Origin of the sequence: Cytobacillus sp. Bac17 (genome assembly GCF_024519925.1) — a bacterium.
In the GTDB taxonomy this organism is placed as follows: Bacteria; Bacillota; Bacilli; order Bacillales; family Cytobacillaceae; genus Cytobacillus; species Cytobacillus pseudoceanisediminis.
Genome location: NZ_JALJRC010000024.1, coordinates 54,924 through 79,083, shown reverse-complemented (window position 1 = coordinate 79,083; position 24,160 = coordinate 54,924). Strand labels below are relative to the sequence as shown.

Here is a 24,160-nt window from a genome sequence, read left to right as displayed (position 1 = left end):
TGTCGATGCAGGCGATGCTTACTTTCGCTGCCATGAATTTGAAGAAAATGGCCAACTGGACTTGGCAAGGTCCAGAAATGGCCTAAATGATAACCTCGGAGAGGTCTGCAATTCTCTGTAATTACTTGAAGTCCTACAAAAAATCAAAAAAAGAGTTCGGAATGAGACTATTCCGAACTCTATTTGTCTACAAACTGAAGAGTACAGTTTTTCACTGTACTCTTTAAATGTATATTGTTAATCATTCTTCTTTATCTTTATCTTTCTTTTTATCTTTTTCCTTATCTTTTTCTTTCTCTTTACTCCATTTCTCTTTCCATTTTTCCTTTTCTTTTTCAATTTTTTCTTTTATCTTCTCTGTTTCTTTTCTTATGTTTTTCTCCCATGCTTTTCTTTGCTGCTCCCTTTGCCTCTGTTCCATCAGGCCAGCAATTTGAGGGACATTAAATGATTCTGCTTCCTGGTTCTTCAGGGCTTCTGTCATGATTTCCCGGAATATCGGAGCCGTGCCTTCACTGCTGGAGGTTGTAAGATAGTTTTTTGCATCTGTCATATCATGGCCAACCCATACAGCACCTACCAGCTGTGGTGTATAGCCGACAAACCATTGGTCTTTAACGCCATCTATGCCTTCAATGGTCATTTGTGTACTTCCTGTTTTCCCCGCAACTTCTCTGCCGGGTATTTGGGCAGCCTTACCTGTTCCATGCTGAACTACCCCAAGAAGCATGGTTGTCACTTTATCTGCAACATCCTTTGAAATGACTCTTGTGTTTTCACCTTTCCATTCTGCAACTGTCTCTCCATCTTTATCAACTATTTTTGTAATGGAATGGGCTTCCGGCCTTTCACCGCCATTTGCAAACACAGCATATGCCTGTGCCATGGTTAGGGGTGAAACACCTTCATTTGTACCCCCAAGGGCAAGTGCCAAATTTTGATTGATGGCATCTTCAGGTATGCCAAACCTCTTTGCGGCATCCACCCCTTTTTCCACACCAATCTCATCCAAAAGCCATACAGCAGGAACATTCAAAGAATCCTTGACCGCTTCATACATTGGCACATTTCCCCTGAACTGGCCATTATAATTATTTGGCTCATAATCTTCACCAAATGTCATTCGCTCATCTTTAAGTTCATCAGTAATTTCCCAACCCGCTTCCAGTGCAGCTGCGTATGGTACAATCGGCTTCATTGTCGATCCAGGCTGGCCTACTTTATGGACAGCGCGGTTATGTCCCAGAAGGGTGTGTTCACCTCTTCCCCCTGCAAGGGCACGGATTCCGCCATTGTGGGGATCCAGGAGTATGGCTCCGCTTTGCACTGGCTGCTCTCCCGTACCTTTAGGGAATAATTGATCATTTTTGTAGGTTTCCTCTACACTGCCCTGCATATCCTGATCAAGCTCTGTGTATATTTGATAACCGTTGCTAAGAAGATCGTCAAGTGAAATATTATACTTATTAATAGCTTCTTCAAGAACAACATCTACATAGTAAGGGTACTTCCCTTTAAGGGGATCTCCCCCGCCGTCTTCAAAAACAAGCTTTTCATTCTTAGCTTTTTCCCATTCCTTTTCTGAAATAAAGCTGTGTTCCTTCATGCGATCAAGCACGAGATTTCTTCTTTCAATTGCTTTATCTTCATTTTGGTAAGGATTTATTGCAGAAGGGGCTTTAACCAGCCCTGCAAGCAGTGCTGCTTCGCTAATTGAGAGATCCTCAACATCCTTTGCATAGTATTTCATTGCTGCACGCTTTATCCCCCAGGCACCTTCTCCAAAATAAACCTGGTTTAAATACATCTGAAGAATTTCGTCTTTGCTGTATTCCTTTTCTATCTCAATCGCAAGGAAGAATTCTTCCAGCTTCCTTTTATATGTTTTCTCTGCAGATAATAAGGCGTTTTTAGTCAGCTGCTGAGTAAGCGTACTGCCACCCTCAACAATTCCGCCAGCCTTCAGGTTTGTAAAAAAGGCTCTGCCTATTCCTTTTAAATCGATTCCTCCATGTTCATAAAAACGGTGGTCTTCAATGGCAATAACCGCATTCTTCATATGATCAGGAATTTTATCGATTGAAATGCCTTCATTTTTGTTTGCAGAGATCTTGCTGGCTACTTCCTCATCAGCGTCATAAATGACTGTAGATTGTGCAAGTCCTGCTTCAAGTGCACTTATATCCGCATCCTTGTATGAAAAATATACGAAGCTTAAGAAAGCCAGGACTAATGTGGATGCAAGCAATATGGATACCTGTGTCAGGTGCAGCTTTATCCAAGTTGACTGAAACTTTTTAATAACAGAAGTTCTCTTTCTCATATTTCCTCCAATATCTCTTGCTGAATATCATTTTGCCCGTATAACGTCAGCCTTAAGGGTATACCGATATCAGCATACCTGCAAAGAATATGTTTTCATATAGTATTTTGTTCCCAGCTAAAAACTATAATTCTCCCAGACATATACATATACCCAAATAATCAAATTTTTTATCATCTTTTGTACATTTTATTTTTAGTCCGTCTGACCCGGAATTTATAATCCAGTTTAAATAGCAACAATCTCCCAAATCCGGCATCAATGAAAAAAAAGCAATCGCAGGCCGAATGCTTTTTTGATAAAATGGAATATTTGCAGACGCATAGCATTCCATATGAGTTTGCCTCATTTTTATTAATAGTCTACGAAGCAATATCGTTTTTTATGGGGGTATGCACAAATTTTTCAGGAGCCATTTGATTTACAATGATTGACTTCTAGTAATAAAGGGTATATGACCAATAAGTTTTCTTACCTTAAGAAGGGGTGAACTATTATGTTCTTTGAAAAAATTGTAGTTGGCTATGATGATACAGATGGAAGCAGACAGGCTTTAAATATGGCGATCGAATTGGTTAAGCAGCATCCTGAAGCCCAGCTTCTGATTACACAAGTCTTTGAGGAGACAATTGAAAATGTTCCCATAAGCAACGAGAAAGTAATAGAGCCTGTAAGGACAAATGGCTATCTGCTGGAAGGAATTCAAATACCGCCCCTGCCGGTATATCATGATGAATCCTCTGCCACGACTCACGCAAGAGTGAAACATAGTGTTGACAATACTTTTTTTAATGCAAGGGAAATTCTTGAGCCGTATAACATCAATGTAAAGTTCGATGTTATAGAAGGAAGTCCCGCTGACAGCATATCTGAATATGCCGCTGCCGAAAATGCCGATTTAATTATAGTGGGCAGCTCAGGCAAAGGCGGAATTAAAAAGATGTTCCTTGGGAGCACCAGCTCAAAAATTGCCAAAAATGCACCTTGCCCTGTGCTTATAGCTAAAGATAAGGAAAATCCGCAAATCCCTTAAAACAGGAAAGCAGCCCGGCGGCTGCTTTTTTATATTTAATAGAATACACCTATTATTGAAGGCCTTTATTTTCTGCAGCCAGCTCCTCAAACCGTTCTTTAGAAGATGCTTCATCGAAACTGCTGTAAATTCGAAAATGGTCCTGATCAATAATCCTGTAATGCTGGCTGATGATATTCTGCTGAAGGATCAAACCATTGCTTCTCTTCAATTCCCGCCACCAGAGCTTTCCGCCAAGAGTCTTTTCTTTCCTATAATCGATTCCCTCTCTTGCAATAGTTTCCAGAACTTCAAGGGGTTCGTTTCCAAACAGAAACCGGACTGTTTCCGTTTCCCTGAATAAGGCACAAACAGCCACCACAGTCGACCATCCTGCTTCTGCCCGCCCTTTCTCAATTTGAACCAGGGTCTTCTTTGAAACACCAATAATTTCCGCCATCTTATCTTGTGTATATCCTGCCTCTGTACGGATAAGACGGATCTTATCTGAAACTTTCAGTATAATTTCATCTCTAGTCAATGCAGCTTCATTCCCTTTTCGTTGTTGGTGTAAATTTACACCTGTTTCTATATTATAAAAGAAATAGTGACAATTTTACAAATAAAAAACTGCCTTGTTCTTTAAATATATCAATTATCACAAAAAAATGACTGTGCTTTTTGTCACAAGTATGGCCATATTCCATAGGGTAAAATTACTGATATTTTCCATTAAATTAACAGAGGATTTTGCTGTAATCTATCGAAATCTATGGGATAACTGTTTTAATGTGAAAAAGTGGAGGGTAAAATGACGATTGAAACAAATAAAGCTATATTGGAACTTCTGCTAACGGAAAAAGAAAACCTTTTAAGTGAATGGAATAAAAAAATACTCATTAATAAAGATGATCCTTTTAAAGATAAAATCAAAGATAATGGCACCGCCATGTTCCAATTGATTATTCAATTTCTGATAAAGGAAGGCGATGAACTTGAAGAATATATTCAAAAGCTTGCCTACTCTGTCGCTGAGCAGCGAGTGAAAGCAGAAATTAATATCGGAGACTTTGTTTATAATGTCAACTTGGGAAGAACAATTTTTCTAGAAATATTGAATCGTTCTGAAATACATTTTCATGAACTGCAGAGCCTGTACGAAAAAATCAGTTATTGCTTCGATAAATTCTTATATCACGCTGTATCCAGATATACGGATGCCAAAGATCAGATTATTAAGGAAAAGACACAATTTATCGATTCCACCCATAAAGATAGATTGACTCTGCTGGGCCAGATGACTTCCAGCTTTATTCATGAGTTCAGAAATCCGCTTACATCTGTACAGGGGTTTATCCAGCTGTTAAAATCCGAAAATCCTACCATGAAATACTTGGATATCATTTCAAATGAACTGGAGCAGCTGAATTTTAGAATTTCACAATTTTTGCTCCTCTCTAAAAAGGAACTGATCGGAAAAGAGAAAATCACTTTCTCTCTAAATGAATTAATAGATGAAGTCCTGATATTTCTCTATCCCAGTATCCTGGATGGAAAGGTTAAGATTCTTCAGGATATGAACGAAGATATATATTTGAAAGGCTATGCTGATGAAATCCGTCAAGTATTTATCAATATTATCTTCAATGCCATTGATGTGCTTACTCAGTACCGCAGCGACCCTGTCATTCATATTAAAAGCAAATGGACTCCAGAAGGACACATAAAGCTTGATATTGCCAACAATGGGCCGAGAATTCCAGAGCATCTCGTCAGTTCCATTTTCGAACCATTTGTTACAACCAAAACACTCGGAACAGGGCTCGGTTTATTTGTTTGCAGAGAGATAATTGAAAAACATCAAGGGACTCTCACCTGTGATACAGAGTCGGATTGGACCGTTTTCAGCATAACCCTGCCAACTGAAAAACAGACAATAGTCAAAGGCTGACTCCCTATTGAGGAGCAGCTTTTTCATATTCCTGGCTTAAAAGCGTACATGATTTGAACCAAATATATATATTTTTATTTAATTTCAGATTATTATTAATATATTTACAGATTATTGGAGGAGATTATCCTATGTTTTCCTTAAAAGCAGATGAAGATATAGAATTGCAATTGTTCCAGCTTCATCATTCAGAAGAGCTTTTCAACCTGGTGGACAGAAACCGCAATCATTTAAGAGAATGGCTTCCATGGGTAGATAATATGGCTTCACCTGTACAGTATCACTCTATTATTCCAATATGGCTGAAACAGTTTGCCGATAACAACGGCTTTAATGCAGGAATCCGTTATCAGGGAAAACTTGCAGGCTCTATTGGTTTTCACCAGATCGACTGGAATAACAGACAAACCAGCATTGGGTATTACCTTGCAAAGGATTTTGAGGGAAGCGGAATTATGACACGAAGTGTGCAAGCCATGATTAATCATGCTTTCTTTGATTTAAGACTGAACAGAATCGAAATACGGTGCGGGATCAGAAATGGAAAAAGCCGCGCGATACCGGAGAGACTCGGCTTTCGTCAGGAAGGAATCATCCGGGATGGAGAGTACCTTTATAATCGATATCACGACCTTGCCGTATATGGACTTCTGGCAAGAGAATGGAATTATTGAAAAGAAAAGCCGATGGCTCCTGGAGCTAGACAGTTATCTACCTTCAGAATTTATACGTTTCACTTTCGAAAAAGCCTGCCTTCAGGCTTTTTTATTATTTACTGGTTACCTTCCTCCTAATTAAGGGTACTTTCTTATTAAAGAAATCCTTTATTCCAGGTTTATTTGTAAAATTCATGAATAAGGGAAAAGTACTTATAATAAAGGAGGTGCCGGCTCCTTACATATCGTGTAAGGATTTTATATGATCACCCTTAACCTATTTTTATTATTTCTCTTAATTGCATTAACTGCTTTTTTTGTTGCATCTGAATTTGCCATTGTTAAAGTCCGGACTTCACGTATTGACCAGCTTATTATGGAGGGAAATGCTAAAGCCCGTTCAGCAAAGCAAGTTATAAGCAGTCTGGATGAATACTTATCTGCCTGTCAGCTTGGGATTACGATTACAGCACTGGGCCTCGGCTGGCTTGGTGAACCGACTATTGAGAGGCTGCTCCATCCCCTATTTGAAAGCATTAACTTACAGGCTTCCATAACTCATATCCTCTCTTTTGTTATTGCTTTTTCTGTTGTGACATTTCTTCATGTGGTTATTGGAGAACTGGCGCCAAAAACCTTTGCCATACAAAAAGCAGAGGCAATAACGTTATCTTTTTCAAAACCATTAATAGTATTTTACAGGATTATGTATCCATTTATTTGGATTTTAAATGGTTCAGCAAGAATTATCACAGGGTTATTTGGACTGAAGCCTGTTTCAGAAAGTGAAATGGCCCATTCAGAGGAAGAGCTGCGGATTATCCTATCTGAAAGCTTAAAGAGCGGAGAAATCAATCCATCAGAATATCAGTATGTAGATCGAATTTTTGAGTTTGACAATAGAATTGCTAAAGAGATAATGGTTCCTCGAACCAAGATCGTTACCCTTCCGGAAGATTCATCATTGGCAGAAACCCTGGATCTCATATTGAATGAGCGATACACCAGATATCCTGTTACGGCGGGTGATAAAGATAATATTCTTGGGATTATTAATGTAAAGGAAATCTTAACTGACTGCGTTAGAAAAAAATGCGAAGGCAAACACCCTTTACGGCAATATATTAAACCTGTCATCAGAGTGATTGAGACCATTCCCATTCACGATTTGCTCCTGAGAATGCAGAAAGAGCGTTTCCATATGGCCATTCTCCTTGATGAATACGGCGGAACAGCTGGTGTGGTCACAGTTGAAGATATCCTCGAAGAAATTGTGGGTGAAATTCGGGACGAATTCGATGCAGACGAACTTCCGTTTGTTCAAAAGCCAGGAGAAAATCATTATATCCTGGATGCAAAGCTGCTGATTTCAGAAGCAAATGATCTTCTGGGAACATCATTATCTGATGATGATGTAGACACTATCGGAGGCTGGATAATGACGCAAAAGTATGATGCCGCTCAGGGAGACTTTATCGAAGAAGAAGGATTCAGATTTATTATTAAGGAAATGGAGGGGCATCATATTTCCTATATTGAAGTTGTGAAAATATGACCTTCATAGGGAATGACCGGGAGCGCTTTTTTGGCTCCTGGTTTTTAAATTGCCTTCCGGCTGCTTATGCTGAAATAGTATGCCTGTCAGAAGCTGCCTTACCTCCAGATTGCATAAGTCAAAATGGTGATCTTTTAGCACTCACAAAAAAATTAATTTTTCCGAATCTTTTTACTTCATATTTAATGCATAATTTCATAAAATAAATGTAACCCTTTTTTCCAAACTACTACGTTTGACTGTATGGTTTGTGCTAACGTATAATTGATTCTAACTATATCTCTTGATGGAAAGCACTTTCATGAGATATAAGTATTCAAAACAGAGGTGATATGATGGGGCTTACTATCGTATCGGCGAATTAGCCAATATTGCTAATGTTTCTAAAAGAACTATAGATTACTACACTAGCATTGGCCTAATAAAAGCGAAACGCTCAAAATCAAATTATCGCATATATTCAGAAGAAGTTTTGTCTGATCTAAGATTTATTGAGGAATGCAAACTGCTGCATCTTCCGCTTGAAGAGATTAAGAGAAAACTAGAAATGAAAACGAAAAGGGAGATTCAGACAGGGGAAGTTGAAAAGCATATTAACGCAGTCACATTGCAGATTAAACAGCTTCACCAGGAAATAGCTGTTCTCATGCCGCTTATTAATACACTGGATGATGAACAAAAACATGGCTTTTCCAAGAAGCTGACTACTGAAAGCACTGCATTGCTCCGTTCCCTTTCCGACTTAACCAGCTGATCCCATTTTTCACAAAATCAGGAGGTGACACCCTGCCCGTTTAGGCGGGATAAGGGGAACTTATTTGGACATATTAAACTTGGTTTTTATAGCCATTTTAATTGCTTTAACGGCTTTTTTCGTTACATCGGAATTTGCCATTGTTAAAATACGAAGTTCCAGGATTGATCAGCTAATTGAAGAAGGTAATAAAAATGCAATTGCTGCGAAGAAAGTCATTTCGAATTTGGATGAATACCTTTCGGCCTGCCAGCTGGGAATTACCATTACAGCCCTCGGCCTTGGCTGGCTGGGTGAACCGACAATTGAACACCTGCTGCGGCCAGTGATCAACAGTTTCGGATTGCCGTCTTCCATTTCGCATGTTATCTCATTCAGCATTGCTTTTGCTTTTATCACCTTCCTGCACGTAGTTGTGGGGGAATTGGCTCCAAAGACTCTGGCAATACAAAAGGCAGAAGCGGTTACATTGTTAACAACACGTCCTTTAATCTGGTTTTACCGGGTTATGTATCCAATTATTTGGGCGCTGAATGGTTCTGCCCGCCTATTGACCAGCATGTTTGGATTAAAGCCTGCTTCTGAACACGAATTGGCACATTCTGAAGAAGAACTTCGCATTATTTTATCAGAAAGCTATGAAAGCGGCGAAATCAACCAATCTGAGTTTAAGTATGTAAATAAAATCTTTGAGTTTGATAACCGTATCGCGAAAGAAATCATGGTTCCGCGTACAGAAATTGTTTCTTTATCAAAAGATGATACACTAGAAGACTTCCTGCAAATCGTTCAGGAAGAGAAATTTACACGCTATCCCATTATAGATGGGGATAAGGATCATATCATTGGCATGGTCAACATAAAAGAAGTCATGACAGATCTCATTATGAACAGGGAATTATCATCAAGCACCCTAGAATCATACATTCGTCCCATTATCAGGGTCATTGACAGCATACCTATCCATGAGCTGCTGCTAAAAATGCAGAAAGAACGGATTCACATGGCCATCTTAATGGATGAGTACGGCGGTACCTCAGGGTTAGTTACTGTTGAGGATATCATTGAAGAAATTGTGGGTGAAATCCGCGATGAATTCGACATGGATGAAGTGCCCATGGTCAGAAAGACGGAAGAAGGCCAATATATCATTGATTCAAAAGTTCTTGTCAGCGAAGTTAATGACTTGCTGGGAACCGGCATTAATGATGAAGATATCGATACCATCGGCGGCTGGATTTTGACAGAAAATTACGAAGCCAAACAAGGCGATATGATCGAATATGAAAATTACCGGTTTAAAATACTTGATATGGAAGAGCATCATATTAAGTATATTGAAGTAACAGCAGTACCAGAAACAGAAGAGCCGGCACCTGCAAAAGAAGTGCCTTTTACTGAAACCGAGGTATTGTCATAAATGGAATAAAGGAACAGCCTGTCAGAGGGCTGTTCCTTTTTTTTGCCTTATTGAGAAGATGCTGTTTTCCGTGGAAACCTAATCGTAAATTTAGTCCCTTTCTCTTTTTCACTGCTGACAGCAATCTCCCCGCTGTGCAGCTGAACAAGCTGTTTAACAATGGAAAGCCCAATGCCAAATTCACCAAAGGAATGGTTGGTCCTGGATAGATCCGCTTTATAAAAACGCAGCCAGATAGACTCGATTTCTTGAGGATCGATGCCTATACCCGTGTCCTCTATTTCGATCACTGTTTGATCAGGACCTTCATGTCCTCTTAAAAATATGGAGCCTTGATCGGTGAATTGAATGCTATTCTTTACAATATTAACCAAAATTTGAATTAGCCGGTCATAATCTGCATGTACTGAAACCCCTTCTTCTGCCTCAAGATATATCCTGTTTCCCTTTTCCCCTGCCTGAAATTCCAGCTGTTCCTTAACTATTTCAAATGCTTCCAGAAGATCAATATCCATTTTATTCAGCTGCAGCTGATTGGACCGGATCTTTTCATAATCCAGATTTTCGTTTACCAGACGAATAAGTCTCTTGGCCTCCCTGTCAATCAGGATCATCCCTTTTTCTTTTTCCGCTTCCGGAATAAGTCCTCCTTTAATGCCTTCAGCCAAACCGCTGATGGTGGTCAAAGGAGTCCGCAGCTCATGCGAGACATCAGCAATGAATTTCCTCCTTCTATTCTCCAGTCTTTTAATTTCTTCATTAGATTCCTTCAATCTGGCTGCCATATCGTTAAAGTCTTTAGCCAATTCACCGATTTCATCCATATAGGTGTATGGTACATTCACATCATAGTTCCCGGAAGAGATCATAGAGGCAGCATTCCTAAGATCCGTTATCCTCTTGATAAGATTTTTAGAGAGAACCAGGCTCAACAGGATGGTCGCAGAGAGTGAAATAAAAATGGTATATAATAAAAATCGATTTAATTGGCTGATAATCTCCATCGCTCCAGTTATAGGCGACAGAAGCAAAACTCCGCCAACCATATTGCCCCCCTGCATATAAGGCATGGCAACCAGTGTTACCTCCTGGCCGAAGCGTTCTATATCATGCTTTACAGTTACTTTATTTCCTTTCGAAATTTCTGCCCACTCAGATTTGGTGAGCTGAATCATCGGATCTGATTTAAGCTCCGGATACAAGACCCTCCCTTTATGATCAAAGAGTATGTATTTTATATTCCTTGCATCGAGCAGCTGGCTGTATTCTGTTAAAAATTGTTCATCACCCTCTATCCTGACTGTTAAATCAGTCAGGATCTGTTCGCCATAGGAATCAAGCTCTTCCACTTTATTCTCAAAAATATAACTCTCAACAAACTGGGAGAAAAGAAGGCTTAATAACAGGAATGCCAGAATGAGGATGCTGACATGACTTATCAACAGCTGATAAAAATATTTAACCTTCATTATCTGCTGCCGTTTCATCAAATTTATAGCCAACACCCCATACAGTATGGATAAAAGGCTGCTCTTCCGTGCCTATTTTTTTCCTGAGCCTTTTTATATGTACATCTACCGTTCTTTCATCTCCATAAAACTGATAACCCCATACACTATCAAGCAGCTGCTCTCTTGTAAAAACCTGTTTCGGATGTTTTACAAGATAATACAGCAAGTCAAATTCCTTCGGGGTTAAATTCTTGAGAAGCTGCCCATTATAATAGGCCTCTCTGGATTCTTTGCTGATTTTGAAGTATTCACTGGCAACATAGTGGGGTTCATCCGCTGATCCTGTTTCTGCCTGAAACCTGCGTGTCACCGCTTTGATCCTGGCCATTAGCGTCAGCGGACTGAATGGCTTGGTCACATAATCATCAGCACCCATTTCAAGGCCCAGAACCTGATCGGACTCGCTATCTTTAGCCGTCAGCATAATGATCGGGACCTTGCTCAATTCCCTTATTTTACGGCAGAGAGTCACTCCATCCATAATAGGAAGCATCCAATCGACAATAAGTAAGTCCCATCTTTCTTTATTAAAATGCTCAAACCCCTGCTGCCCATCGTGGACAAAGACACCATGGTACCCTTCTTTCATAAAGAACATTTCCAGCATTGAACAGACACTTTCATTATCTTCCACAACAAGAATTTTCATTTTCTCATCACCGTCCCCGAACAGTCTTCTTTTCTTAATGTAATCGAAATGAGTGTTTTTTTTCAATGAATATCTCTGTCCTTAACGTTTTCTTGAAAAAGATAGCCAAATTTATTAATGCTTTCGCTATATCTTGGGAAATGCTATATACGAATTATAATTTTGAAAGGAGTGCAGTGCAGCATGAATAAAAAATTACAATTAGTATTGTCTTTTTGCATTTTACTAACGGGGGCCGCTTTATCCGTTAACGCCGAAACAGCACCAAAGGGACAATCACCGGCACAAGAGCAGAAACATGAACACCATCACCGAATGATTGATGAATCCTTAATGAAGTCCCTTCTGAAACAAGGATTCACCAAAAAGGAAATCTTCATAGCTGCCCACATTGCAAAATTTTCAAATAAACAGGTTGGGGACGTTTTGGCATTTTATAAAAAAAGTAACTCTTCCTGGGAAAAAACAGCACAACAGTATGGAGTGGATTTAGAGAAAATAAAAAAGCATCAGCATCACATGGATAAGTTCCTTGAAACCAATAAACAAGTTGTTCTGCAAAAGGTCTCCGAGTATTCCGGAAAGTCTCCTCAAGTACTGCAGGGGTACCTTGACAAAGGAATCCCTCTTCGTTATCTTATTTCAGGTGCAGCCATGGCAAAGGCGGCAAATAAGGATCTTGGCGAAATAATTCAAATGAAGGAACAAGGAAAATCAATGCCTGAAATAAAAAAGGAACTGAACCTGGAAAAAGAACAAATCCATACAGAAATGAAAAAACTGGTTGATGAAATTCACCAGGAAGTGAGAAAGAAAAAATAATATGTTAAAACCGCAAAGGGCACACCTCTGCGGTTTCGTTTTTTTTAGAACAGAATTATAATGGAAGGCAGAGGTGAACAAAATGACCGAAGAAAACGCGCCGTACCCAGCCGATCTGGATGAAGAAACCTTATTCATGGTTTCCCAGACATTCAAAGCATTATCAGATCCAACCAGGCTTAGAATTCTTCATTTATTATTTCACGGAGAGTATTCGGTAAATGAGATTGCCGAAAATTTATCACTGCTTCAGTCTACGGTTTCTCACCAGCTGCGCTTTTTGAAAAACCTGCGGCTGGTAAAATTCCGCCGTGAAGGAACCACTCTTTTCTACAGCCATGATGATGAACACGTCATTAGTTTATTGAACCAGGCAATCGAACATAGCCAGCATTCATGAACTTTGGACCCTATTAATTGCAGCTCTCATTATGGCCGGGGCAGCCTTTTCTTTCTCCTTCCACTTGAATTGTACTATGCTCAATGCCATATTCATCATGAAGTACCGATTGCGCCGCATGAAGTACTGCATCGTGACCGCCGTCATGTTCAATCACAAGATGGCAGCTAAGAGAAGGGAAACCAGAAGTAATCGTCCAGATATGAAGATCATGAACATCTTTTACATGTGCAAGGCCAAGGAGTTTCCTTCTAATATCCTCAGGGTTCAGGTGAGAAGGTGTCCCTTCCATTAAAATATGAAAAGACTCTTTTACCACCCTCCATCCGCTTATAAGGATGAGAAGTGCTACCATTACACTGGCAATCGGGTCCGCAATACCCCAGCCGAAGAAATAAATTAGAAGCGCAGCTGTTATAGCTCCAACAGAACCAAGCAAGTCACCAAGAACATGCAGAAAAGCGCTCCGAACATTTAAGTTGTGGTCCTTATCCCCACTCATTAAAATAAATGCCGCTGCGATATTTACGAGCAGTCCGATTGATGAAATCACCAGCATCCCCATGCTTTGAACAGCCGGCGGCTCTAGAATGCGGTGGTAGGCTTCATAGAAAATATAGAGAGAAATCAGCAGCAGTGTAATTCCATTAATTGAAGCAGCAATAATTTCAAATCGTTTATAGCCAAATGTTTTTGAATTTGTCGCCTTTTTTTCCCCTATTTTGATTGCCAGAAAACTTAAGCCAAGCGCAGCTGCATCACTCAGCATGTGTCCGGCATCCGATAGCAGCGCAAGGCTGTTAGTCCATATTCCTCCAATTACTTCTACAATCATAAATGAAGCAATCAAAATAAATGCCCACATTAAAGCCTTTTTATTGCCTGTGTGATGGTGATCATGTGAATGCCCATGTCCATGACCATGACTGTGTCCCATTCGTTCCACCCCTTTATATGAATATATGCTCATATATATATTATGTATGACATCGGCTTATTGTTCAATGATTTTTTGTTGTTTCCTTTTTATTTAGACTAAAAGAGTGGCGTCAAACATTTTATAATATAGAAAAGCCATTTCTTCAAAGCAATTATAGGATTCACAAAAAGGCTGCCTGAGTATACAGGCAGCCCTCTTCCTTATGCAAGATAAACAAAATACCCCATAAATGCAATACATAGTCCATACATTATTGGATGAATTTCTTTTGGCCTTTTCAATGCCAGCATTGTGATTGGGTATAAGATGAAGCCGAGTGCAATCCCAGTTGCTACACTGAAAGTCAGCGGCATCATTAAGATGGTTACAAATGCCGGAATAGCTATTTCCAGTTTTCCCCAATCGATATGTTTCACTTCCATAGCCATCAGTGCTCCGACAATGATAAGTGCCGGAGACGTAACTTCGGCCGTAATGACACCGAGTAATGGAGAAAAGAATAATGCAATAGCGAAGCACGCAGAGATGATAACAGAAGTAAAGCCTGTCCTTCCTCCGGCCGCAATCCCTGAACTGGACTCAATCATGGAGGCAGTTGTAGAAGTTCCAAGCACAGAACCGACTACAGTAGCACTCGAATCTGCCAGAAGCGCTTTTCCCGCATTAGGGATTTCATTATTCTTCATCAATCCCGCCTGACTTGCAATGGCGATTAAGGCTCCAGCCGTATCAAAAAAGGCAACAAATAAGAAAGTGAATATGACTGCCAGCATTTCCGGGGTAAAGATTTGATCAATATTCTGAAAAACTTCACCAAATGTCGGTTCAAGGCTCGGAATGGCCCCCACAATTTTTTCCGGTTTATCAATAAGGCCAATTAACATTCCAGCAACAGCTGAAATGACCATACCATAAAAAATGGCACCTTTAACTCCCCTTACCATTAACACGATTGTTAGGATAAAACAGAAAACTGCCAGCAGCGTGACTGGGGATTTAAAATCGCCAATTGCAACAAATGTCGCCTCATTTCCTACAATCAAACCGGCATTTTTCAATCCGATAAAAGCAATAAAAAAGCCAATCCCGCCTGCTATTGCATGCTTTAAATCCTTGGGTATAACGTTAATAATTTTTTCCCGTATTTTTAATAAGCTTAAAATCACAAATAAAATCCCTGAAACAAATACACCAGTTAAAGCCGTTTGCCATGGAATGCCCATCCCGATGCAGACAGAAAAAGTGAAGAAAGAATTGAGTCCCATGCTTGGTGCAATCCCAATTGGATAATTGGACAGCAAGCCAATTAATAAAGAGCCAATAATTGCCGACAGCGCCGTAGCCGTAAAGACAGCTCCTTTATCCATTCCAGCCTGGCTAAGTATAATTGGATTTACAATTAATATATATGCCATTGATAAAAATGTCGTTAAACCTGCGATTGTTTCCTGTTTGTATGATGTTTCTCTTTCACGAAACCGGAAAAAAGATGACATGTCATTCCCTCCTTATTTAGTAACCAATAAAAAAAGCTCCGCAATATGCGAAGCTGCCATAAGAAACAGAAGAAAATAGCATGCCGATTCGAACAAGCTATATCCCCTGTAGTCAAGCTATTTACGGCAGCCCGGTAGAAACGCTCAGACCCTATCTCTGAACATATACAGGTAAAATCTATTGCCGCAGCACCTCAATGATCAATGTCCTGCCCAATAAAATTATATATTAATATAATGAAAACAATTCTAGCAAACTCAAATATGATGGTCAATTCTTTAATTTATTCTGAGTATTCCCCTTTATCTTAAAGTTGGTTACAGGGGTTTATGTTAATTTTTTTTTGTAATGGGTAAACAATAAGGAAAACATAGGCGCCTTGGTTACCCCGACACCTCGAGGGGAGAGGCGGCGGGACTAGCAGTAATTGCAGTTCGAAAATTTTCTAAAAAACCAGCATGAGGAGGCAGGTCACAATGTTCATTGTATATGCAAGCTTGATTCTTATTGCAGCGTCCCTGATCTTTCTGGGCATCTATGCTTTTAAAGCATACAAGGATGCCAAACCGGCAATTAAGAAACTGACAGCTATAAGCACTGTTATGCAGCTAAAAGCAGATCAATTAAAAAATGGGATTGACGAACTGACAACAACCCAGAAAGAAATTCAAAGAGATATCAATTATAAGAAACAGACCTTTAATAATACGATATCCGCTGTAAAAGAAACACCGAAGAAAATAAAGAAATGGTGGAACATCAAAATACCTTTTATCCACCAAATTAAATAAAACGAGGGCTGAGCCCTCGTTTTATTTTGTCCTATTTTATTGAAAGTGTACGATAGGCTTCTGCATCTGTTTGCACCTTGGAATTTTCTTTGTCATCTTTCTTTCCTCGGCCCGGCTTGAGTGTATTATTTCTGTGATAGAGGGCACTGATTTCCCCGCCAATAACAAGGGCAAGTCCGGTTAAAAAGAACCATAGCATCAATACAATGACTCCGCCAAGGCTTCCGTATGTGGCGGAATAATTCCCAAAATTGCTTACATAAAATGACAAGCCAAATGATATAAGCTGCCACATAACCGTTGCGGCTATGGCGCCTGGCAAGACCTGTTTGAAAGGAAAATGTTTATTTGGTGCCACCTTATAAAGAATAGCCAGAACTGTAACCATGATTACAAAAGCAATGGCCCATCTCAATATATTGATCAGTATCTGCATCCCATCAGGTATATTAATAAAATTCTCAACAAAGTTCATGATGACTTTCCCGAAAACGGGAAGAACCATAGCAATGATGAATGCTGCGAGCAAACCAAGAGTCAAACCTATGGATATTAGTCTTGATTTTATAAATGACCTCGTTTCCTCCACATCAAAGGCGTCATTCATGGCTCTTATGAATGCCTGCATTCCATTAGAAGCGGACCATAAAGTACCTATGATACCGAACGTCAGCAGACCGCCGTTCGGCTTCGTAATGATATCCACTACATTATCTTCAATAACATTAAATGAATCTGACGGCATTACACTCTGCAAGTATGATAATGCTTTTTGAGGATCCAGTGAAAGATATGGAACAATAGAGATAAGCAGAATTAACAAAGGAAAAATGGAGAGCATATAATAATATGCTTGTTCGGCTGCAAGCCCGGTTGCCCGATCTTTCTTAAATTCCTTTCCGAGCTTCTTGCCAAATTGAATAACCTTATGCATTTTACTACTCCTCCCTTAATCGCTTATAGCTTGTATGTGTTTATTTCCCCTAAGACCTTTGAGCTAATCGTATTTTAATAAAATATTCATTCCATTTTGATAGATAAATAAAAAAGATACCTTTCCACGGAACGGAAATTATCCTAATAAGGGCTCACAACTTATCATTATGAACTCGATACCCCTCATTTAATATAAGAAATGTTATAATTAGATATAGTTTTTATCAAACTTATCGAATAATTAATTTGAGCTAAATTGGCACAAGCTATCATATTATGTTATTAGCTCATTAAAGATGCTCGTTCAGTTTGACAGATTTTTCATCAATTTAAATGGGGGTCATTTATGAACGTTTCACTTGAGACTGCTGTTGGAGCAAATGTACATAAAGGGTTGACTAAAGGCAAGCTTGCAAAAAGAATTTTCTTCATCATACTTGGAGCCATACTTATGGGGGTCGGAATCGAAGAATTCCTAGTGCCCAATAAAATTCTGGATGGCGGAATAGTAGGAATCTCCATTATCCTCTCCCACATGTCCGGCTGGAAACTCGGCTGGTTTATTTTCATCTTAAATATCCCATTTTTTTACATAGGATACAAACAAATAGGGAAAACCTTTGCTTTGTCTACATTGCTGGGCATTGCGGTATTATCAGCCACTACCCTCCTCTTGCATGATGTTCCCGTATTTACAGAGGACTTGCTGTTAGCTACAGTATTTGGCGGTATTGTTCTTGGCTTCGGGGTCGGAATGGTGATCAGATATGGGGGATCTTTAGATGGAACAGAGATTCTGGCCATTCTGGTAAATAAAAAACTACCGTTCTCTGTCGGGGAAATTATTATGTTTTTCAATGTCTTCATTTTTGCTACTGCAGGCTTTGTTTTCGGCTGGGACCGTGCCATGTATTCAATCCTTGCCTATTTCATTGCTTTCAAGACTATTGATGTTGTCATCAGCGGGCTGGATGAATCCAAATCCGCCTGGATTATCAGCGAACAGCACAAGATAATCGGCGAAGCGATTCTTGCCCGGCTTGGACGAGGCGTTACCTACTTAAATGGGGAAGGTGCATACACTGGGGATGACAAAAAAGTAATTTTTTGTGTCATAACCAGACTTGAAGAAGCAAAGTTAAAATCAATTGTCGAAGAAATAGATCCGAGTGCTTTTTTAGCAGTAGCTGATATTGCTGAAGTCAGAGGCGGCAGATTTAAAAAGAAAGCCATTCACTAAGAATGGTTGTAATGGTCTTATGAAAACCTCTCTTAAGTAATATCCTTTGTTGCTAAACCGGCTGGATGCGGCAGTAAAATCAAATAACAAATAAATATGTTAGCAATACGATAAATATCAAAGAGGTTAAAATTAAAAGGGAACAGCACCCGCTGCCCCCTCCCTCTTAATTATAAAATATCCATCCAAATTTTGATTGATGTTGCCAGAATTAAAACAGACAATATGACTTGGAGGATTTTTGTATTCACTCTCTTTCCTGCAGCTGCTCCTAATGGTGAAGCAATTAAGCTGGCAATGATCATTATGGCAGCAGGAATATAGTCCACCTGTCCGGTTGCCAATTTGCCAGCTGTAGATCCAATCGATGAAATAAATGTAATGGCCAGTGATGTCGCAATCGTCATCCTTGTAGGGATCTTCAATACAACCAGCATAATAGGAACAAGTAAAAATGCACCTGCTGCACCTACGATTCCAGCTCCGATGCCGACGATCAAAGCAAAGAAGGCTGCAAGCCATTTATTGAACTTTACTTGATCCAAGGGTATATCATCCAAGCCCTTTTTCGGCACGAACATCATGACTGCCGCTATTAAAGCCAATACCCCATATACAAGATTGATGCCGCCTTCAGTCATAAACCTTGAACCGTAGCTTCCGATTAAACTTCCGATTAGTATTGCTGAACCCATATAAATAATAAGTGGTTTATTCAGGTATCCGCCTTTTCTGTAAGCCCAGACACCCCCGATTGTTGCAAAAAACACCTGTACTGCACTGATTCCGGATACTTCGTGAGCAGAAAAAGCAGCTAATCCAAATAATGGCGGAATGTATAAGAGCATAGGATATTTAATGATTGAGCCTCCAATTCCTACCATACCGGAAATGTAAGACCCGATAAAACCAATTAAAAATATAACGAATAAAAAGGTCAAATCCATGTGGCTATCTCCTCCTTTTAGCGATAAAAGGGAGCAGCCCCCCCTTTACCTTTCAATAGATTAGCCTTTTTTTATCCAGAACTTTAAAGTTCCGCTGTCATCCTCATGTTTTAATAGCTCATGTCCTGTTGACTCTGTCCAGGCAGCCAAGTCTTTAACTGCACCTTTGTCGGTTGTATGAACTTCAAGCACCTGGCCTGATTCGATTTCCCCTATTGCTTTCTTTGTTTTTACGATTGGCATTGGACAAGCTAAGCCTTTTGCATCCAGCACTTTTGCTGCGTTCATGTTTCCATTCCTCCATTGTTTAAAATTATCTAATTTAACGTTATATGAAATCAGATGATTATCTTACAGCACAGCGGTTAGGACCAATTTCCATCTCTCTCTGTTTTTCTTCATCCGGGTTGATTTTCCCCATATTTGTTTCACGGATTTCCTGATAAGCATTTGGCTGAGGAGGAAGGTTCTCAGAAACTAATTTTCTGAACTCTCCTTCGTCATCAATTTTTAATCCATGATTCTCAGCAAATAATGTGCCAAGTTTCTCAGAAACACTGCCATCTTCATTTAACTCATCAATGATCATGAAGTGTGCAGGCATAACAGCTAATTCACTTGATAGCTCCTTATATCGCTTATAAAGTGTTTCCCTTAAATCGCCAGCCCAGGCACCGGCTTTTCCTGCAAGGTCAGGTCGGCCAATTGAATCGATGAATAGAATATCTCCTGATAGAAGGTATTGATCATCTACCACAAATGATGTGGATCCAATTGTATGGCCTGGTGAATAAACAGCTTGAATGCTGATCTTAGTAGAACCAATCATTACTTCACTTTCATCTTCAAGGCTTTTGTAATCAAATGTTACTTCTTCAGCATCCTTGGGAGGAAGCCAGTATGAAGCACCTGTTTTTTCAGCAATTTTTCTTCCGCCTGAGATATGGTCAGCATGCAGATGTGTATCAAATACATGCTTGATCTCTGCATTCTTTTCAGCAGCAAAATCAGTAAATACGTCTGTCATTCTTGTTGCATCGACAATCGCTGCTTCCCCATTAGAAATAACCATATATGATAAACATCCTTTACCAATGCGGACAAATTGGTACATTTCGCCCCCGTCCTTCAAGTCTCCTACCTTAACAGGCTCAAGGTGTTCGCTCCATGCTTTCATTCCGCCCTTCAGGTAAGAAGCCTCTCGTCCAGCTTCTTCAAGCATTTCTGCAATCATGACAGAAGATCCTTCTTTTGCACAAACGATTAAAAGTTCTTTATCAGCTGGAATTTTATCCAGAATTGACTCTACTCCATCAAGAAGATCGAAGTAGGGAACATTCAAGTATTCAAAGGTTTTTCCTTCAATCTTCCAATCATTAAAGTCACTTTCATTGCGCACATCCAGTATAAATAGCTCTTCATTTTCAATAACTTTTTTTGTTACTTCTTTAGCTGTCATTGCTTTCATAGTTTTATACCCCCTACTGTATACTTTCTTTTAAAATTTTTTAGTTCACTTTAGTTTCTGTCGGTCCATTCCAACCAGACATGCCCGGCACTACATTAATTATGCGGGTGAAGCCTTTATCGCTTAATGCCTGTGAAGCCATACCACTTCGGCTGCCTGTACGGCATACTACATAAATCTTTTTATCTTTATTCAGCTCTCCCATTCGTTCTTCAAGTTCACCAAAAGGGATAGAAACAGCGTTTGGAATATGTTCAAATGCAAATTCAGCCGGTTCCCTTACATCAAGAACGTCAATCTCTGAATTTGATTCAAGTTCTTTTTGAAGATCTTCGTTAGAGGCAATAGTCTCAAAATTTGCTGCTTCTCGCTCTTCATTTTCACTTGCTTTGCGGATATAGTGCATAAGCACATCACCTTCTTCAATTGTTCCAAGATATTGATGTCCTGAACTTTTTGACCAGGCCTGAATGTCTGCCTTTGAACCTTTATCCGTTGCAAGCACCCCAAGTACTTCACCGGGATTTATATTATTTATTGCTTTTTTTGTTCTTACAATTGGCATTGGACAAGCAAGGCCTTTTGCATCTACCGTAAAGTTTGCTTTTAATGTTTTCATTTAGAAATCCCCCTATTATAAAAATTTGGTTTAGATGAATAAGTTTACATTTCCATCTTCTGCATCAGCCAAGTAGGCTGCTACACCAGCATATTCAACGCCATCAATAATTTCATCTGGTTTAAAGCCCAGAAGATCAACTGTCATCTGACAGGCTACCAGCTTTATATCCTGCTCTTTTGCCATTTCAATCAAATCCTTTACTGGCATCGTGTTGTGCTTTTTCATAATATCTTTAATCATTTTAGGACCCATGCCAGCCATATTCATTTTTGAAAGACCCATTTTTTCAGGACCTCTAGGCATCATTTTTCCAAACATTTTTTCCATAAATGATTTTTTCACTTGAATAGACTCATCTTTCCTTAGAGCATTCAGTCCCCAAAAAGTGTGAAAGATTGTTACCTCATGGTCATAAGCAGCTGCTCCGTTGGCAATGATATAAGCTGCCATCACCTTGTCATAATCTCCGCTAAATAGAACAATTGTTGTTTTCTTCTTATCCATTCTTCTCCCCCTCTTACCCCAATGGGTATTTATATAATCAAAAAAATATAGTTTTTTATTGTGTAAAGAAAATCAGCAGCATCATAATCTCCTCTGCATTATTCATTCAATTACAGTTCATATAATATACCCTATATGGTATTATGTCAATAACTTGATCCAATCTTATTGTCAAAAAAAAACACCCAAACGGGTGTTTTTAATCACTGTCTTAACAGCAATCACTTTCGTTGCCTAATAAGACTAGTCTTTCATTTTCCTGATCATGGTCCAGAATCATACTTTCTGTATGCTGCTTGATCTCCGGGTCAAATGCAACTTGAATTTCATTGATTGTCTCGATTATATCGTCTGCTTCCGGCTCATCCAGAGCCAGTCCAATTTGTGGGCCTCCTCAGCCAAAGCCTGCGAAATAAACTCTAATGCCACCCGTATCTTTCTCTTGAAACACTTGCTTCAATAGGTCACGAGCTGAATCTGTAATTTTCAAGATTACCATCCTTTCTTTAGTTTATAAATGGATTCAAGCTATATCAGTAACTGGTAAGTCATTAAATAACCTATTCCAATACCCCCGCCTGTACACGTTAATATTACTGCAATACTCCTTAGGAAGAAAGTATTTAGTTTATATCCTGTCCATTTTTTAATAAACCTCTTTTTATTGCTCAACCTGAAAAAGACGAACCACTTCAGATGTGGTTCGTCCTCCATTGTTATAAGTATTTTCTATGAATGCTCTTCCCGTCGTAAGTGAAAAGCATATTTTTTCCTTCAACCATGGTTTCCATATGAACTCCTCTTCCCCAAAGCTGGTATACGTATGGGAGTACTTTTTCAAGATATTTAAGATCAAGCTCCACTCCTTCAAACCAATGCTTGAGGTAAAGCTCTCCATTCTTCATATAATCGCCGTCATTAACCGTCAAATACGGGAATCCTCCATTTACACGCATGCTGACAAGCTGATCCCGAACATGCTCCCACTGTTTATCAACAATTTTATAATCCTTTCCCTGCTTTTGAAAAAGGTACATATCTTCTCTCATGACAAGGTCTTTTGTTAAATAATTTCTCAAAAAAGAAATATCGGATTCGATTTCACGCACCTCAAACATTTTTTCCCTGCCTGAACCTGGAACTGCACCGCGCCTCTTCATTTCCTCCGTCGGGTTGTTATACCTCTCTTCAATATCTTCAAAAATTTTCAGGCCCAGATAATATGGATTGATTCCGGTTCTGGACGGCTGAACCACTCCGGCATTCAATTTGGCAAATTCAAGCGCTTCTGCAGATGTCAAATCCATTTCCCTTAAAATACGCTGATGCCAATAGGAAGCCCATCCCTCATTCATGATTTTTGTTTCGAGCTGCGGCCAAAAATAGAGCATTTCTTCCCGCATCATAGTTAAAATATCCCGCTGCCAGTCGGTTAGCTCCCTGCTGTAGCTTTCAATAAATAATAGTAAATCCTTTTCGGGTTTTGGAGGGAATTTCTTTTTCTTCTTCTTTGGCTCATGCTTTTTGTTCCTTTCATCCAAACCCCATAAATCATCATAAGGGCTAGGCGCTGCCGTATCACCGCTGCTTTCATATTCATCTTCCGTACTCCAGGCGAGCTTAGGTCTCATAAGAGACGGATCAATATGTTCTTCAATTGCCAGCACTGCATCCAGGAAAGTTTCCACTTCCTTCTTCCCAAACTCAATTTCATATTGCCTGATTCTTTCGGCGGTGGCAGCCATGCTCTCTACCATGTCCCTCTTTGTGTTTTGAAAACGGACATTATTTTTAAAGAAATCGCAGTGTGCTAAAACATGCGCCACAATTAATTTGTTTTGAATAAGGGCATTGGAATCGAGCAGAAACGCGTAGCAAGGATCCGAATTGATTACAAGCTCATAAATTTTTGATAATCCTAAATCATAATGCAGCTTCATTTTATGAAACTGTTTTCCAAAGCTCCAATGCGAAAACCTGGTCGGCATGCCATAAGCGCCGAATGTATAAATGATTTCTGCAGGACAAATTTCATACCTCATTGGGTAATAGTCCAGGCCAAACCCATTTGCAATTTCAGTAATTTCCTGAATGGCATATTCCAATGACTTATTTTCTTCTTCTCGCATTGCCACTCCCCCTTTTAGTCCTTACCATAATCT

23 protein-coding genes and 1 riboswitch are annotated in these 24,160 nt (G+C 39.5%); of the genes, 10 read left to right on the top strand and 13 right to left on the bottom strand.

Annotated elements, in window-relative coordinates; all coding sequences use genetic code 11:
• Nucleotides 1–241: 241 nt before the first annotated feature.
• Nucleotides 242–2,323 (bottom strand): transglycosylase domain-containing protein, encoded by a 2,082-nt coding sequence (locus tag NR125_RS22245; protein ID WP_256816138.1) that lies wholly within the window; start codon nt 2,321–2,323, stop codon nt 242–244.
• Nucleotides 2,324–2,819: 496 nt separating this feature from the next.
• Between NR125_RS22245 and NR125_RS22240 the strand changes: the two genes are divergently transcribed.
• The gene (locus tag NR125_RS22240) at nt 2,820–3,356 is read left to right on the top strand and encodes a universal stress protein (protein ID WP_256816137.1); all 537 of its coding nucleotides are present in this window, start codon (nt 2,820–2,822) and stop codon (nt 3,354–3,356) included.
• 52 nt (nt 3,357–3,408) lie between these two features.
• Here the strand turns inward: NR125_RS22240 and NR125_RS22235 are convergent, their stop codons facing one another.
• A complete protein-coding gene (locus NR125_RS22235; protein WP_009331481.1) occupies nt 3,409–3,876 on the bottom strand; it encodes a helix-turn-helix transcriptional regulator in 468 nt (155 codons plus the stop codon).
• A gap of 270 nt (nt 3,877–4,146) precedes the next feature.
• Here NR125_RS22235 and NR125_RS22230 point away from each other — a divergent pair, with 270 nt between their 5' ends.
• The 5 genes from NR125_RS22230 (at nt 4,147) to NR125_RS22210 (ending at nt 9,671) form a co-directional block, all read left to right on the top strand.
• Nucleotides 4,147–5,286, top strand: a complete 1,140-nt coding sequence (locus tag NR125_RS22230; protein WP_019381397.1) for a histidine kinase N-terminal domain-containing protein — start codon at nt 4,147–4,149, stop codon at nt 5,284–5,286.
• A 131-nt stretch (nt 5,287–5,417) separates the two neighbouring features.
• Entirely contained in the window at nt 5,418–5,960 is a 543-nt protein-coding gene (locus NR125_RS22225) for a GNAT family N-acetyltransferase (RefSeq protein WP_019381396.1), read from the top strand.
• Nucleotides 5,961–6,204: 244 nt separating this feature from the next.
• Complete coding sequence (locus NR125_RS22220; RefSeq protein ID WP_256816136.1) at nt 6,205–7,497, top strand: hemolysin family protein; 1,293 nt, start codon at nt 6,205–6,207, stop codon at nt 7,495–7,497.
• A 352-nt stretch (nt 7,498–7,849) separates the two neighbouring features.
• A complete protein-coding gene (locus NR125_RS22215) occupies nt 7,850–8,251 on the top strand; it encodes a MerR family transcriptional regulator (protein ID WP_082919370.1) in 402 nt (133 codons plus the stop codon).
• A gap of 64 nt (nt 8,252–8,315) precedes the next feature.
• Entirely contained in the window at nt 8,316–9,671 is a 1,356-nt protein-coding gene (locus tag NR125_RS22210) for a hemolysin family protein (RefSeq protein WP_009331486.1), read from the top strand.
• Nucleotides 9,672–9,718: 47 nt separating this feature from the next.
• Here the strand turns inward: NR125_RS22210 and NR125_RS22205 are convergent, their stop codons facing one another.
• On the bottom strand, nt 9,719–11,140 hold the full coding sequence (locus tag NR125_RS22205; RefSeq protein WP_009331487.1) for a sensor histidine kinase: 1,422 nt from the start codon (nt 11,138–11,140) through the stop codon (nt 9,719–9,721).
• Nucleotides 11,130–11,831 carry a response regulator transcription factor gene (locus NR125_RS22200; protein WP_009331488.1) on the bottom strand — a complete coding sequence of 234 codons (702 nt, stop codon included), beginning with the start codon at nt 11,829–11,831 and terminating at the stop codon, nt 11,130–11,132. The genes NR125_RS22205 and NR125_RS22200 overlap by 11 nt, the downstream gene beginning before the upstream one ends.
• A gap of 183 nt (nt 11,832–12,014) precedes the next feature.
• Between NR125_RS22200 and NR125_RS22195 the strand changes: the two genes are divergently transcribed.
• Together NR125_RS22195 and NR125_RS22190 are read left to right on the top strand one after the other, a co-directional pair.
• Complete coding sequence (locus NR125_RS22195) at nt 12,015–12,653, top strand: hypothetical protein (protein ID WP_009331489.1); 639 nt, start codon at nt 12,015–12,017, stop codon at nt 12,651–12,653.
• An 82-nt stretch (nt 12,654–12,735) separates the two neighbouring features.
• Complete coding sequence (locus NR125_RS22190; protein ID WP_009331490.1) at nt 12,736–13,053, top strand: ArsR/SmtB family transcription factor; 318 nt, start codon at nt 12,736–12,738, stop codon at nt 13,051–13,053.
• A gap of 13 nt (nt 13,054–13,066) precedes the next feature.
• On the opposite strand, the gene NR125_RS22185 is transcribed toward NR125_RS22190, so the two are convergent.
• On the bottom strand, nt 13,067–13,990 hold the full coding sequence (locus NR125_RS22185) for a cation diffusion facilitator family transporter (RefSeq protein WP_009331491.1): 924 nt from the start codon (nt 13,988–13,990) through the stop codon (nt 13,067–13,069).
• A 203-nt stretch (nt 13,991–14,193) separates the two neighbouring features.
• Nucleotides 14,194–15,489 carry an NCS2 family permease gene (locus NR125_RS22180; RefSeq protein WP_009331492.1) on the bottom strand — a complete coding sequence of 432 codons (1,296 nt, stop codon included), beginning with the start codon at nt 15,487–15,489 and terminating at the stop codon, nt 14,194–14,196.
• 89 nt (nt 15,490–15,578) lie between these two features.
• Nucleotides 15,579–15,680, bottom strand: a riboswitch (purine riboswitch).
• Between the two features lie 286 nt (nt 15,681–15,966).
• Here NR125_RS22180 and NR125_RS22175 point away from each other — a divergent pair.
• The gene (locus tag NR125_RS22175; RefSeq protein ID WP_019381389.1) at nt 15,967–16,281 is read left to right on the top strand and encodes a DUF948 domain-containing protein; all 315 of its coding nucleotides are present in this window, start codon (nt 15,967–15,969) and stop codon (nt 16,279–16,281) included.
• Nucleotides 16,282–16,312: 31 nt separating this feature from the next.
• Here the strand turns inward: NR125_RS22175 and NR125_RS22170 are convergent, their stop codons facing one another.
• Nucleotides 16,313–17,215: a YihY/virulence factor BrkB family protein gene (locus NR125_RS22170; RefSeq protein ID WP_192908313.1), complete on the bottom strand. Its 903-nt coding sequence runs from the start codon at nt 17,213–17,215 to the stop codon at nt 16,313–16,315.
• A 348-nt stretch (nt 17,216–17,563) separates the two neighbouring features.
• Between NR125_RS22170 and NR125_RS22165 the strand changes: the two genes are divergently transcribed.
• Nucleotides 17,564–18,457 carry a YitT family protein gene (locus NR125_RS22165; protein ID WP_009331495.1) on the top strand — a complete coding sequence of 298 codons (894 nt, stop codon included), beginning with the start codon at nt 17,564–17,566 and terminating at the stop codon, nt 18,455–18,457.
• A gap of 170 nt (nt 18,458–18,627) precedes the next feature.
• On the opposite strand, the gene NR125_RS22160 is transcribed toward NR125_RS22165, so the two are convergent.
• From NR125_RS22160 to NR125_RS22135, 6 genes are all read right to left on the bottom strand, one after another.
• Nucleotides 18,628–19,404 (bottom strand): sulfite exporter TauE/SafE family protein, encoded by a 777-nt coding sequence (locus NR125_RS22160; protein WP_192908312.1) that lies wholly within the window; start codon nt 19,402–19,404, stop codon nt 18,628–18,630.
• A gap of 60 nt (nt 19,405–19,464) precedes the next feature.
• Nucleotides 19,465–19,692 carry a sulfurtransferase TusA family protein gene (locus NR125_RS22155; protein ID WP_009331497.1) on the bottom strand — a complete coding sequence of 76 codons (228 nt, stop codon included), beginning with the start codon at nt 19,690–19,692 and terminating at the stop codon, nt 19,465–19,467.
• 58 nt (nt 19,693–19,750) lie between these two features.
• Entirely contained in the window at nt 19,751–20,872 is a 1,122-nt protein-coding gene (locus NR125_RS22150) for an MBL fold metallo-hydrolase (protein ID WP_009331498.1), read from the bottom strand.
• A 40-nt stretch (nt 20,873–20,912) separates the two neighbouring features.
• Nucleotides 20,913–21,491, bottom strand: coding sequence for a sulfurtransferase TusA family protein (locus NR125_RS22145; RefSeq protein ID WP_009331499.1), 579 nt, complete (start codon nt 21,489–21,491; stop codon nt 20,913–20,915).
• 30 nt (nt 21,492–21,521) lie between these two features.
• The gene (locus tag NR125_RS22140; RefSeq protein WP_009331500.1) at nt 21,522–21,998 is read right to left on the bottom strand and encodes a DsrE/DsrF/DrsH-like family protein; all 477 of its coding nucleotides are present in this window, start codon (nt 21,996–21,998) and stop codon (nt 21,522–21,524) included.
• Between the two features lie 716 nt (nt 21,999–22,714).
• On the bottom strand, nt 22,715–24,127 hold the full coding sequence (locus NR125_RS22135) for a SpoVR family protein (RefSeq protein WP_009331501.1): 1,413 nt from the start codon (nt 24,125–24,127) through the stop codon (nt 22,715–22,717).
• Nucleotides 24,128–24,160: the final 33 nt, after the last annotated feature.